Origin of the sequence: Evtepia gabavorous (assembly GCF_003425665.1) — a bacterium.
GTDB classification, from domain to species: Bacteria; Bacillota; Clostridia; order Oscillospirales; family Oscillospiraceae; genus Evtepia; species Evtepia gabavorous.
This window is the reverse complement of the sequence record NZ_QQRQ01000015.1, coordinates 39,564-52,101: the sequence shown is the minus strand read 5'-3', so window position 1 is coordinate 52,101 and position 12,538 is coordinate 39,564. Positions and strand designations below refer to the sequence as shown.

Sequence of the window (12,538 nt, the reverse complement as noted above, 5' to 3'; positions counted from 1 at the left end):
GGAAACCCAGCGGGCGGCGGAGGCCCTGGAGGCCCGCCAAAGTGCCGGCCCCACGCCGCCGGAAACATTGCTTCGCAGCCAGAACGACCAGGAGGAGACCCTTCGGACCCTGGGAGAGGAACTGGCATCTTTACGGGGCACCATGGGGGCATTCTCTCCGCTGCTTGCCCAGCTGCGGCACCAGCTGCGGACCGCTGAGGCAGACCAGGCCCGCCAGGACGGGCTGCTCCGGGACACGGTCCAGCAAACCCAGGCGCTGGAAAAGGAGATTGCCCAGCGGGAGGCCAAGGTGGAAACCCTGGAGGCTGCCCGGCGGGCACTGTCTGTCCAGCTGGAGCAGAGCACCGGTCAAAAGCTGGCCCTGGAGCGGGCCCGGGTGGAGAATGACCGGGCGGCCCGGGCCCAGAATGACCTGCAGCTGCGGCTGCAGCGAGAGGCCGGGGTGCTGGAGCAGAGAAAGCTGCAGGCCGGCATGGAGGAAAAACGCCTCCTGGACCGGCTGTGGGACACCTATGGCATGACCCACCAGGGGGCGCTGGCGGTCCGGGTCCCTGTGGAGGACGCGGCCCAGGCCCAGCGGCGCACGGTTCAGCTGAACCAGGCCATACAGGCCCTGGGCACTGTAAACCTGGGGGCGGTGGAGGAATTTCAGCGGGTGGAGGAGCGGTATGGCTACCTCAAGGACCAAAAAAACGACGTGGAGACCGCCCAAAGGGAATTGGAGGGAGTGATCCAGGAGATCACCCAGGAGATGGAGGCCATTTTCCGTCGGGAGTTTGCCCGGATTCAGGCGGCCTTTTCCCAGACCTTCGCGGACCTCTTTGGCGGTGGGCAGGGGACCTTGTCCCTGGAGGACGAGACGGACGTGCTCCGCTGCGGCATTGAGATCAGGGCCCAGCCCCCGGGCAAGACCCTGCGGGCCATCAGCCTTCTCTCTGGAGGAGAGCGGTCCCTGGTGGCCATCGCCCTGTACTTTGCCATTTTGAAGATTCACCCCACCCCCTTCTGCGTGGTGGACGAGATTGAGGCGGCTCTGGACGAGGCCAACGGCGCCCGGTTTATCCGCTACCTGCGGGCGGTGGCCTCAGAGACCCAGTTTCTGCTCATTACCCACCGCCGGGAGACCATGGAGGCCGCCGATGTCCTCTATGGTGTCACCATGGAGCGGCAGGGGGTCAGCCGGGTGCTGAAGCTGGACCTGCATCAAGCGGAAGCATTGCTGGACGGCGCCCCGGCCTAAAAGACACCGAACAAGGAGGCATCCCCATGGGATTGTTTAATAAAATTAAGAAGCTCAATATTTTCTCCGGCCTGTTCTCCGTGGATGAGGACTTTTTTGAGGAACTGGAGGAGTCCCTGATCCTCTCGGATATGGGGATGGAGACCACCCTGGAGGCGGTGGAGACCCTGCGGGAGCGGGTAAAGGAGCGGAAGATCAAAGAGCCGGAGGAGGTAAAAGCCTGCCTGCGGGAGATTTTGGTGGAAATGCTGGCGGTGGGAGAGCCCGGCCTGGACCTGTCCGGCAAGCCGGCGGTGATCCTGATGATCGGGGTCAACGGCGTGGGCAAGACCACCACCATCGGCAAGCTGGCCAACCGCCTGAAGGCCGATGGGAACCGGGTCCTGCTGGCGGCGGGGGATACCTTCCGGGCCGCCGCCGCGGAGCAGCTGTCTGTCTGGGCCGAGCGGGCCCAGGTGGAGATCGTCAAGCACGAGGAGGGGTCCGACCCCGCCGCCGTGGTCTTTGACGCCATGAACGCCGCCCGGGCCAGACGGGTGGATGTGGTTCTGGTGGACACCGCCGGACGGCTGCACAACAAGCAGAACCTGATGAACGAACTGAACAAGATCCGCCGGGTCATTGACCGGGAAGGGGAGAGCAGCTCCAAAGAGGTTCTGCTGGTTCTGGACGCCACCACGGGACAGAACGGCCTGATCCAGGCCAAGCAGTTCAGCCAGAGCGCCGGGATCACCGGCATTGTGCTCACCAAGCTGGACGGGACGGCCAAAGGCGGCGTGGTTTTGGCCATTGCCAAGGAGATGGGCGTACCGGTGAAGTACGTGGGCCTGGGGGAGGGGATCGACGATCTCCAGCCCTTTGACCCGGCGGCCTTCGCCGAGGCCCTGGTATAAGTCATTGGGGATTCCCCGGAGACGGGGAGTCGAGGATAGAAAGGAGCAACCAATATGGCTCGTATGGATGCAAGGGCGCAGGATGCGTTGCGCCCTGTGGAGATCCTTCCTCACATCAACAAGTTTGCCGAGGGTAGCTGCCTCATTCGCTGGGGCAACACCCATGTGCTGTGCACCGCCAGCGTGGAGGAGCGCACCCCGCCCCATGTGCCCGACGGGGAGGGCTGGGTGACCGCAGAGTATTCCATGCTCCCCCGGGCCAACCGGGAGCGCAGCCGCCGGGACATCTCCAAGCTCAAGCTGGCGCCCCGGTCGGCGGAGATCCAGCGGCTGGTGGGCCGGGCCCTCCGGGCCGCGGTGGACAGCAGGAAGCTGGGGGAGCGGACCATCACCATCGACTGCGATGTACTCCAGGGGGACGGCGGCACCCGGACCGCCTCTGTGACCGGGGGATACGTGGCCCTGGCCCTGGCGTGCCGGAAGCTCATGGAGGAGGGGGTGCTCCGGGAGATGCCGCTGACCACCCAGGTTGCGGCGGTGTCCGCGGGCATCGTGGACGATGTCCCCCTGCTGGACCTGTGCTACGAGGAGGACTCCGGCGCCATGGTGGACCTCAACTGCGTGATGACCCGGGAGGGGGATCTGGTGGAGCTCCAGGGCACCGGCGAGGGCCGGGCCTTTACCATCCAGGAACAGCGTCAGCTGGTGGACCTGTGCGCCAAGGGGATTCGGGAGCTTCTGGCCATCCAGGCGGCGGTTCTGGAAGGAGGCGCCCTATGAAGGTTGTACTGGCCAGTCACAATGCCAAAAAGATAACGGAGATGCGGGCCATCCTCTCCCAGATGGGGGTGGAAGTCCTCTCCCAACGGGATGTGGGCGTGGACCTGGAGCCGGAGGAGACGGGGACCACCTTTGAGGCAAATGCCCGAATCAAAGCCAAGGCGGTGATGGAGGCCACGGGGCTGCCCGCCATCGCCGATGACTCCGGCCTTATGGTGGATGCCCTGGACGGGGCGCCTGGGGTCTATTCCGCCCGGTACGGCGGCCCCGGCCTGGACGACACCGGCCGGTGGCAGCTGCTGCTGAGGAATATGGCGGGCCAGTCCCACCGGACCTGCCGGTTCGTCAGCGTGATCTGCTGCGCCTTTCCCGATGGGTCTGAAATTCTGGCCCGGGGAGAGTGCCCCGGCGTTCTGGCCGAGGGACCCAGCGGGGCGGGGGGCTTTGGCTATGACCCCATCTTTTTCCTGCCCCAACTGGGCAAGACCATGGCCCAGCTGACCCCGGAAGAAAAAAATCAAATCTCGCACCGGGCCCGTGCCCTGGCGGGATTTCAGACGGAATGGGAGAAACGACACAATGGAACTGACCAGTAAACAGAGAGCCCAGCTGCGGGGCATGGCCAACGGTCTGGACACGATTGTGCAGATCGGAAAGGACGGCATTGGAGACAATCTGGTGCAGCAGGCCAATGAGGCCCTGGAGGCCCGGGAGCTCATCAAATGCCGGGTGCTGGAGAGCGCCATGCTCACCGCCCGGGAGGCCTGCCAGGAGCTGGCCAAACGCACCCGAAGCGAAGGCGTGCAGGTCATTGGGACCAAATTTGTACTTTATCGAGAGAGCCATAGCAGAGAGAAAAAAGACAAGATCGTGTTGGTGAAGGACCGGAAGAAACCGACCCAAACATAATGGGAAAGCAGGTGGAATCACTTCATGAAGATTGGAATCTATGGCGGGACCTTTGACCCGCCCCATTTGGGACACATGGAGGCGGCCCGGACAGCCCTGGAACAAATGAACCTGGACCGGCTGATCATCATTCCCGACTGCGAACCGCCCCACAAGGACCTGGCCGAGGAGGCGGCCACGCCCCAGCAGAGGCTGGAGATGGCCGCCCTCATGGCCGATGGCCTGGGCCCCCGGGCGGAGGTCTCGGACCTGGAGATCCGCCGGGAGGGAAAGAGCTACACCGCCGACACGGTGGAGGCCCTCCATGAGACCTTTCCAGAGGATGAGCTGTGGCTGCTCATGGGAACGGACATGTTCCTCACCGTGCAAAACTGGTATCAGCCTGAGCGGATTTTCCAGTATGCCGGCGTGGCGGCCTTCTCCCGCAGTGAGGAAGATACCCAGGCGCTCTTTGAGGAGCAGAGTCAGTACTTAGCAGAGACCTTTCACGCCCGGACCACGGTGGTGAACCTGCCCAAGGTGACGGAGATCGCCTCCCGGGACCTGCGGCGTATGCTGGCCTCTGAGTGGACCGGGGGCAACGTGGACCCCGCCCAGTATCTATGGACGCCGGTCTATGGATATATTCTGCGGGAAAAGCTCTTCGGCACCCAGGCGGATTTGCGGCACCTCAGCGACAAGCACCTTCGGGCCATCTCCTACTCCATGGTCAAGGCCAAACGTTTGCCCCACATCAAGGGGACGGAGGAAACGGCGGTGGCTCTGGCCAAGTTCTGGGGTGTGGACCCGGAAAAGGCCCGCCGGGCGGCGATCCTTCACGACTGCACCAAGTATTGGGACCTGGAGACTCAGGTGGCGGCCTGTGACAAGTATGGGATTGCGCTGGATGAATTGGAGCGGGTTTCGGTCAAGTTCCTCCACGCCAAGACCGGAGCTGCCCTGGCCAAGTATGTGTTTGGGGAGCCTGATGATGTCTACGACGCCATTTTCTGCCACACCACGGGCAAACCGGGGATGACCAAGCTGGACAAAGTGCTGTATCTGGCCGATTATATGGAGCCCAGCCGGGCCTTTGACGGGGTGGAGGAGCTGCGCCGTCTGGTTTGGGAGGACTTGGACCAGGCTATGATTTTGGGGCTGGAGATGACCGTGGAAGAGCTGCGGGAACGAGGTGCGGTGGTCCATCAGAACACCCAGGGGACCCTGGATGACCTGAGGAGGAAGCTGCGGTGAACAATCGATCCTTTTCCGAGGAAGAGATGAGACAGAGAGAGAAGGAAGAACGCTCCCGCCTGCGCAAGCAGGAGCAGGCCTACCGCGAGGCCCAGCGGGGGGTCTATTCCCGCATCTATCAGGAACAGGATGCCATGCCCGAGGATTACCGGGCAGCTTTTTGGGAGGACCCCCGGGACCGGCTGTATGACCAGGACCGCCGGGCGGCCCAGAAGGGCGACGACTGGGCGGCGGAGCGGCGGCAGATTCAGGAGGAGCTCTGGGATGATCCCTGGCCCAAAAGCCGGGGAGACCGCCGGTCAGAGCCCCCGGTTGACCCGCCCCGGCGCCCCAGCCGGCCGGCCCCGCCCCCCCAGGACAGGGAACCTGCCTCTGACGAGTGGCAGCCGCTCCCGGAACTGCGGCCGGGGGGACAGAAGGCGCCCCAGCGAAAGCGAAAGTCCCCCCCTCCTGCCGGAGGAACCGGCGGCCGCGGCGGACCTCCCCCCAGAGGGGCCGGCGGTCCGCCCCCCCGAAAAAGGCGGCGGCGGAAGATTTTGGTGACGGTGCTGCTGGTTTTGCTGGCGCTGCTGGCCATTGGGTTTGTGATCCACCAGATCTATGTCCGGCCGCCGGATATCCCCACCCATGAGAACCAGGAGGCGGGGACCGATCCCGGCAGCCTGGGGGTTGGCCGGCGGGAAGACGTGTATACCTTCCTTCTGGTGGGCCGGGATGATGGCCAAGGCGGCGGCGGCAACACGGACACCATGATGGTGGGCTGTTACGACGTGAAAAACGGCACGGTGGACGTGCTGAGCATCTACCGGGATACCATGGTGGATGTGCCGGGGGAGATTCCCAAGATCAACTCGGTGTACAACCGACAGGGCATTGAGGGGGTCCAGAAGCAGATTAAAAACCTCATCGGCTATACCCCGGACTACTATTTCGTGGTGGAGCTGGACGCGGTGGCGGAGCTGGTGGATGCCATCGGCGGCGTGGATTATGAGGTGCCCTATAACATGGACTACGATGACCCCACCCAGGACCTGCACATTCATTACAAAAAAGGAATGCAGCACCTGAACGGAGAGGACGCGGTAAAGGTCCTGCGCTGGCGGAAAAACAACAGCGGGGAGAGCCTCTCCGTGGGGGATGTGGGCCGGGTTGAAGTCCAGCACTCCTTCCTCCGGGCGCTGGCCAAGGAGATGGTGAGCCTGGGGACCCTGACCAAGATCGGCGAGATCGTGGACATTGTGGACCGAAACCTGGAGAGCAACCTGGACTATGGAGAGATGATCTGGTTCGGGGAACGGGCCCTGGGACTGAAGGAGGGGAGCATCCGCTTCCACAACCTGCCAGGAGACTATACGGGCACCATGTGGAGCCCCACCTATCAGAATTACCAGTCCTATGTCTTCGTCAACTCCAGTGCCCTGCGGGACCTGATCAACCAATATATGAACCCCTATCTGGAGGACATCACCCCGGACATGCAGCATGTGGTTCAGGACACCACGGTGAACAATCTGCCTGTGGAGAGTGACACCACAGCCCAGACCGGGCAGGCTGCGGGGGATGCCGCCCAAGGACAGACCACAGACTAAACCGCTGGGACCTCCGCCCGCCAGGGCGGGCCCAGCGATGAGAAAGGAAGAGCCTATGACACCAAAAGAGATGGCCCTGCTGCTGGCCCAGGCACTGGACAGCAAGAAGGGCAAGGACATCCGGGTGCTGGAGACCGACAGCGTAACCACTCTGGCAGACTACTTCGTCCTGTGTACGGGCACCTCAGCCCCCCAGCTCAAGGCGCTGGCCGACGCAGGGGAGAGAGCCATGAAGGAGGCGGGCATCCTCCCCCATCACGTGGAGGGGCACCGGGGAGGAACCTGGATTCTGCAGGACTACGGCGACGTGGTGGTCCACCTGTTTGACAAGGAGGCCCGGGCCTTTTATGACCTGGACCGCCTGTGGGAGGACGCCAAGGTGGTGGACCTGAGCCAGGTGCTCCAGCCCGGAGAGTGAATCCCCCGGCCGGGGAAGCCCCCCGGCTGGCTGTCACGTGACAATTTGAAATCGACTCGATTATAAAAACAGGAAAGTGTGATCAGATTGAAGTACGAGTTTAACCGCATTGAGCGCAAATGGCAGGACCGCTGGGCCAAGGAGAACTGTTACCATGCCGAGACCGGCGGGGACAAGCCCAAATTTTACGCCCTGGTGGAGTTCCCCTATCCCTCCGGCCAGGGACTCCATGTGGGCCACGCCCGGCCCTATACCGCCATGGACGTGGTGGCCCGGAAGCGGCGGATGGACGGCTACAATGTGCTCTTCCCCATGGGCTATGACGCCTTCGGCCTGCCCACGGAGAACTATGCCATCAAGAACCACATTCACCCCGCCAAGGTGACCCACGACAACATCGCCAACTTTACCAAGCAGCTGAAGATGCTGGGCTACTCCTTTGACTGGGACCGGGTGGTGGACACCACCGACCCCAAGTATTACAAATGGACCCAGTGGATTTTCCTCCAGCTGTTCAAGAAGGGCCTGGCATACAAGACCTCCATGCCCGTCAACTGGTGCACCTCCTGTAAGTGCGTGCTGGCCAACGAGGAGGTGGTCAACGGCGTCTGTGAACGCTGCGGCTCCGAGGTCATCCGGAAGGAGAAGAGCCAGTGGATGCTGAAGATCACCGAGTATGCCCAGCGCCTGATTGACGACCTGGACCAGGTGGACTTCATCGAGCGGGTGAAGATTCAGCAGAAAAACTGGATTGGCCGCTCCACCGGCGCGGAGGTGACCTTCCCCACCACCCAGGGGGATGACCTGGTCATCTATACCACCCGCCCCGACACCCTCTTTGGCGCCACCTACATGGTGCTCTCGCCGGAGCACCCCTACATTGCCCGGTGGAAGAACGCCATCGGCAACTGGGACCAGGTCACCGCCTATGTGGAGGCCGCGGCCCGGAAGTCTGACTTTGAGCGGACCGAGCTGGCCAAGGAAAAGACCGGGGTGAAGCTGGAGGGCGTTGCGGGGATCAACCCCGTCAACGGAAAGAAGATCCCGATTTTCATCTCGGACTATGTTCTGGTGTCCTACGGCACCGGGGCGATCATGGCGGTGCCGGCCCACGACGACCGGGACTGGGAATTTGCCAAGAAGTTTGGCTGTGAGATCATTGAAGTGGTCCAGGGCGGGGACATCGAGAAGGCGGCCTTTACCCTGAAGGACGACACCGGGATCATGGTGAACTCCGACTTCCTCAACGGCCTGACGGTGAAGGAAGCCATTCCAGTGATGAAGAAGTGGCTGGAGGAGAAGGGAATTGGCCATGAGAAGGTCAACTATAAGCTCCGGGACTGGGTCTTTTCCCGCCAGCGGTATTGGGGGGAGCCCATTCCCCTGGTCCACTGCGACAAGTGCGGCTGGGTTCCTCTGCCGGAGGAGCAGCTCCCCCTGCTGCTGCCCGAGGTGAGCAGCTATGAGCCCACCGACAACGGGGAGTCCCCCCTGGCGACCATGACCGACTGGGTGAACACCACCTGCCCCTGCTGCGGCGGCCCGGCCCAGCGGGAGACCGACACCATGCCCCAGTGGGCTGGGTCTTCCTGGTACTTCCTGCGGTACATGGACCCCCACAATGACAAGGCCTTGGCCTCCCAGGAGGCGCTGCGCTACTGGGGCCAGGTGGACTGGTACAACGGCGGAATGGAGCACACCACCCTCCATCTCCTCTACTCCCGGTTCTGGCATAAGTTCCTCTATGACCTGGGCGTGGTTCCCTATGCGGAGCCCTATCACAAGCGGACCAGCCATGGGATGATCCTGGGCGAGGGCGGCGAGAAGATGTCCAAGTCCCGGGGGAACGTGGTCAACCCCAACGACGTGGTTGCCCAGTACGGCGCGGACACCATGCGGATGTATATCATGTTCATCGGGGACTTTGAGAAGGCGGCCGCTTGGTCTGACAACGCGGTAAAGGGCTGCAAACGGTTCCTGGACCGCATCTGGAATCTGGCCGAGCAGGTTACGCCGGCCGAAGCCTACGGCAAGGAAAACGAGGCCCTCCTGCACAAGACCATTAAGAAGGTCTCGGATGACATTGAGAACATGAAGTTCAACACGGCCATTGCCGCGCTGATGACCCTCACCAATCAGTTCTATGATAAAGGGGTCAACCAGGCGGAGTTCCGCACCATGCTCCAGCTCCTCTCGCCCTTTGCCCCCCACATGGCCGATGAGCTGTGGGAGCGGTTTGGCTGGGAGGGCATGGCCAGCACCTCTGCTTGGCCGGCCTATGATGAGAGCAAAACGGTGGCCTCGGAGGTCACCATTGCGGTGCAGGTGGGCGGCAAGCTGAAGACCACCGTCACCGTGGCCACGGACAGCGACCAGGATGCCGTTTTGGCGGCGGTCACCGCCGAGGCCAAGATTGCCAAGCTGATGGAGGGGAAGGAGCTCGTTAAGGTCATCCATGTCCCCAATAAGCTGGTGAATCTGATCCTGAAGCCCAAGGCATGACGAGGGGTCGCCTCTAAGGCGGCGAATATGGAAGGGGTATTTCCTTGGTATGCGCGGGAAATGATAAAATTCTTAGGAATACACCTTGACAATCTTCTGTAAATTGCATATAATACCACTGTTAAAGCCATATTTTACGATGGCCCTTTGGTGCGTGGAAGATACAGTCCACCACTTCGGAGGGAGGGAAAACGAATGTCTGAAGTCCATGTGAGAGAGAATGAATCTCTGGAAAGCGCTCTGAAACGGTTTAAGCGCAGCTGCGCCAAGTCTGGCGTCCTGGCTGAGGTGCGGAAAAGAGAGCACTACGAAAGCCCCAGCGTGAAGCGCCGCAAGAAGTCCGAAGCAGCGCGGAAGAATCGTAAAAAGTATTATTAATAGCTTGAAAACCCTGTCCGGTTGTGCCCGGACAGGGTTTTTTCATGGCGTACGCCCCGGGGAAAACCTGCGTCGGCTCCAGACAGCCTGCGTATGCTCAAGCCTCCTGGCGGACCAGCCTGGGCAGGAATTCCGCGATCTCTGGATAGAGCAGGAAAAACCGGGAGATGCCCAGTTCCTGGGCCAATGTCCGTTTTTTCTCCAGACTTTCCCCGTCGTCAAAGAGGATGAAGTGGGCCCCGGTCTCCCGGCTCATGTAGGTGAAGTAGTGGGCGCAGAGGTCCGGGGAGAAGAACACCGAGGGGTTCAGGCGGCGCTGCAGCCGCTCTAAGGTTTCCTGGGAGATGGGCCGGCCCTGCCCCTTGACGGAGGGGAGAAAGAAATCGTCCCGGGCCCGCCGGAGGCAGAGAACCAGCCGGTGGGGGCCGTAGGTGTCGATGGCCTCCTCCAACCGCCGCCGCAAAGAACCTCCGGAGATGGCGGAGGTCAGATAGATGGACGCCCGGTCGCTGTAATTTCCATAGGACTCAGGCAGGAAAAGGGTCCGTTTCCGCTGGGTCAGCCCCTCCTCCAGGCCGCAGATGAGCTGGGAGAGGAACCGGGTGGGCGGCTGCTCCAGGTCCAGAATGACGCCGCCGAAGCCGCGCCCCTGGCAGACGGTAAGAATGTCCCGGACTGCCCGGCGGGGATCACATTGTCCAGCAGGAGAGGTGGGTACCCCCACCAACATCAAACCACCCTTGCCATGGGGCGGGAGAGGGGCCTGGCAAAGTTGACCAGTCTCATCCAGTTGATAGGCCATGTGGGCCAGAGGAAGACCCCAAGTTTGGGCCTGGTCCAAGGATTGGGGCGGCGTGAGCAGGAATTGCCGCGGGGAAGGATACATCATAAAAAGGAACCCCCTTGTCCATTGGTTTCGGTTCGTGTATAATCAGGGAACAGATGGTTCCCCCACCAAACGTCTGCTCCAAAAGTATGCGGACAAGAGATTGTTTAGAAGGTGATGCCGTGAAATTTCCGTTGGTCCCTGATTTTTATTTTGAAAGCATCCACGCCATTGATTTGGCCCGGCTGCGGGCCCGGGGAGTTCGCCTCCTGCTGGCCGATTTGGACAACACCCTGGTGCCCTATGGAGTCCACACCCCCACCCAGCCGGTGCGGGCCTGGAAGCAGGCGCTGGACCAGGCGGGGATCACCCTGTTTCTGCTCTCCAACAGCCGCAAGCCCGGCCGGGCCCAGCGATTCGCGGAGGCTCTGGGTATTCCCTACGAGGGCCATGCGGGCAAGCCCAAGGTGGGGGGCTTTCAGCGGGCGATGGCCCGGATGGGGGCCGCGCCGGAGGAGACAGCCATTGTGGGGGACCAGATTTTTACGGATATCTGGGGGGGCAACCGGGCCGGTGTGCTGACGCTGCTGGTCCACCCCATCCAGTTTGGCACCGTGTTTCGAGGCCTGCGTTACGGTTTGGAGACCCCCTTCCGCGCCGGAGCCGGAAAGGGGTCGGGGCTGTGAGGGCGCGGTTTGGCACCGCCGGCAACCCGGAGGGGTTTTATGCCGCGGGAAAGAAACAGTCCAAGCAGATGCCCGGCTGGCTGCGGGAGCGGGGACTGGACGCCTATGAGTACCAGTGCGGAAAAGGGGTCACGGTGGGGGAGGCCACTGCCCGGGCCATTGGGCAGGCCGCTGCTCAGGCGGGGATTGCCCTCTCCCTCCACGCACCCTACTTTGTCAACCCGGCCAATCCCGAACCGGACAGCCAGGCCAAGACCGCAGGGTATGTCCTGGCCGCCTGCCGGGTGGCCCGGTGGATGGGGGCGGACCGGGTGGTGGTCCATACCGGGGCGATCCAGAAACGGACCCGCCAGGCGGCCTTGGCCACCGCGCGGCAGTGCTTCCGAACGCTGCGGCACCGGTGTGACGAGGAGGGGTATCAGGATATCCTCTTGTGCCCGGAGACCATGGGAAAGATCAATCAGCTGGGGGACCTGGAAGAGGTTCTGACCCTCTGCACGGAGGCGGAGGGCCTGCTGCCCTGCGTGGACTTTGGCCACCTGTATGCCCGCTCCCTGGGGGCGTTGGACGGCCCGGAGGCGGTGGAGCGTATGCTGGACCAGATGGTCCGGGAACTGGGGGTGGCCCGGGCCAGCCAGTTTCACAGCCATTTTTCCAAGATTGCCTATACGCCCCGGGGGGGAGAGGCCCGGCACTTAACCTTTGACCAGCCTGATTTTGGTCCGGACCCGGCGCCCCTCTGTGAGGCGCTGGCCCGCAGGGGCTGGTCCCCCAGAGTGATCTGTGAGAGCGCCGGGACCCAGGATGTGGACGCCTTATGGATGAAGGGGGCCTATCTCCGGGCCTTGGGGGAGACGGCGGAGGGCTGAGAAGGGAGAAATCGAAAGAAAATCCCCAGGAAAGCCCCTGGGGAGGGGAAATTCCCTTGCAAAAATCAGAAAGGTATTGTAAAATAGAGAACGCTTATGGAATAAAAGCGGCGCGGTTTGCCGCTTTGCCGGCGGGTCTCCCAAAGGGGGCCTGCCGAGGATGTCAGCCGTCGGCGGGACGCCGATACGGCAATTTTGTTTGGAGGATGAAGAAC

Annotated in this window: 13 protein-coding genes; 12 read left to right on the top strand and 1 reads right to left on the bottom strand. The window is 62.4% G+C overall.

What is annotated here, in order from left to right; genetic code table 11:
- The 10 genes from DV520_RS08830 to rpsU all read left to right on the top strand — a co-directional run.
- Positions 1 to 1,240: coiled-coil domain-containing protein (locus DV520_RS08830; protein WP_148881884.1), on the top strand; the 1,240-nt coding region annotated here is incomplete at its 5' end.
- Between the two features lie 26 nt (positions 1,241 to 1,266).
- Positions 1,267 to 2,133: a signal recognition particle-docking protein FtsY gene (gene ftsY, locus DV520_RS08825; protein ID WP_021920753.1), complete on the top strand. Its 867-nt coding sequence runs from the start codon at positions 1,267 to 1,269 to the stop codon at positions 2,131 to 2,133.
- Positions 2,134 to 2,187: 54 nt separating this feature from the next.
- Positions 2,188 to 2,913 (top strand): ribonuclease PH, encoded by a 726-nt coding sequence (gene rph / locus DV520_RS08820; RefSeq protein ID WP_117142478.1) that lies wholly within the window; start codon positions 2,188 to 2,190, stop codon positions 2,911 to 2,913.
- A complete protein-coding gene (locus DV520_RS08815) occupies positions 2,910 to 3,509 on the top strand; it encodes an XTP/dITP diphosphatase (RefSeq protein ID WP_117142477.1) in 600 nt (199 codons plus the stop codon). Before rph ends, DV520_RS08815 begins: the two co-directional genes overlap by 4 nt.
- Positions 3,493 to 3,822, top strand: coding sequence for a YhbY family RNA-binding protein (locus DV520_RS08810; RefSeq protein WP_021920750.1), 330 nt, complete (start codon positions 3,493 to 3,495; stop codon positions 3,820 to 3,822). Before DV520_RS08815 ends, DV520_RS08810 begins: the two co-directional genes overlap by 17 nt.
- Positions 3,823 to 3,846: 24 nt before the next feature.
- Positions 3,847 to 5,055, top strand: coding sequence for a nicotinate (nicotinamide) nucleotide adenylyltransferase (gene nadD / locus DV520_RS08805; protein ID WP_117142476.1), 1,209 nt, complete (start codon positions 3,847 to 3,849; stop codon positions 5,053 to 5,055).
- Positions 5,052 to 6,644 carry an LCP family glycopolymer transferase gene (locus tag DV520_RS08800; RefSeq protein WP_117142475.1) on the top strand — a complete coding sequence of 531 codons (1,593 nt, stop codon included), beginning with the start codon at positions 5,052 to 5,054 and terminating at the stop codon, positions 6,642 to 6,644. Before nadD ends, DV520_RS08800 begins: the two co-directional genes overlap by 4 nt.
- Before the next feature lie 55 nt (positions 6,645 to 6,699).
- Positions 6,700 to 7,062: a ribosome silencing factor gene (gene rsfS / locus DV520_RS08795; protein WP_021920899.1), complete on the top strand. Its 363-nt coding sequence runs from the start codon at positions 6,700 to 6,702 to the stop codon at positions 7,060 to 7,062.
- An 87-nt stretch (positions 7,063 to 7,149) separates the two neighbouring features.
- Positions 7,150 to 9,564 carry a leucine--tRNA ligase gene (gene leuS / locus DV520_RS08790; protein WP_117142474.1) on the top strand — a complete coding sequence of 805 codons (2,415 nt, stop codon included), beginning with the start codon at positions 7,150 to 7,152 and terminating at the stop codon, positions 9,562 to 9,564.
- 195 nt (positions 9,565 to 9,759) lie between these two features.
- Positions 9,760 to 9,942: a 30S ribosomal protein S21 gene (gene rpsU, locus DV520_RS08785; protein ID WP_021920897.1), complete on the top strand. Its 183-nt coding sequence runs from the start codon at positions 9,760 to 9,762 to the stop codon at positions 9,940 to 9,942.
- Between the two features lie 97 nt (positions 9,943 to 10,039).
- Here rpsU and DV520_RS08780 read toward each other — a convergent pair whose 3' ends face one another.
- On the bottom strand, positions 10,040 to 10,831 hold the full coding sequence (locus DV520_RS08780; protein ID WP_021920896.1) for a hypothetical protein: 792 nt from the start codon (positions 10,829 to 10,831) through the stop codon (positions 10,040 to 10,042).
- Between the two features lie 119 nt (positions 10,832 to 10,950).
- Between DV520_RS08780 and DV520_RS08775 the strand changes: the two genes are divergently transcribed.
- Both DV520_RS08775 and DV520_RS08770 read left to right on the top strand, forming a co-directional pair.
- Positions 10,951 to 11,454, top strand: a complete 504-nt coding sequence (locus DV520_RS08775; RefSeq protein ID WP_021920895.1) for a YqeG family HAD IIIA-type phosphatase — start codon at positions 10,951 to 10,953, stop codon at positions 11,452 to 11,454.
- Entirely contained in the window at positions 11,451 to 12,323 is an 873-nt protein-coding gene (locus DV520_RS08770; protein ID WP_021920894.1) for a TIM barrel protein, read from the top strand. Before DV520_RS08775 ends, DV520_RS08770 begins: the two co-directional genes overlap by 4 nt.
- The last annotated feature ends 215 nt before the right edge of the window (positions 12,324 to 12,538 follow it).

Coding starts and splice junctions, on each gene's coding strand:
- ftsY (WP_021920753.1), top strand. CDS start 1,267: ATGGGATTGTTTAATAAAATTAAGAAGCTCAATATTTTCTCCGGCCTG.
- rph (WP_117142478.1), top strand. CDS start 2,188: ATGGCTCGTATGGATGCAAGGGCGCAGGATGCGTTGCGCCCTGTGGAG.
- DV520_RS08815 (WP_117142477.1), top strand. CDS start 2,910: ATGAAGGTTGTACTGGCCAGTCACAATGCCAAAAAGATAACGGAGATG.
- DV520_RS08810 (WP_021920750.1), top strand. CDS start 3,493: ATGGAACTGACCAGTAAACAGAGAGCCCAGCTGCGGGGCATGGCCAAC.
- nadD (WP_117142476.1), top strand. CDS start 3,847: ATGAAGATTGGAATCTATGGCGGGACCTTTGACCCGCCCCATTTGGGA.
- rsfS (WP_021920899.1), top strand. CDS start 6,700: ATGACACCAAAAGAGATGGCCCTGCTGCTGGCCCAGGCACTGGACAGC.
- rpsU (WP_021920897.1), top strand. CDS start 9,760: ATGTCTGAAGTCCATGTGAGAGAGAATGAATCTCTGGAAAGCGCTCTG.
- DV520_RS08780 (WP_021920896.1), bottom strand. CDS start 10,831: ATGATGTATCCTTCCCCGCGGCAATTCCTGCTCACGCCGCCCCAATCC.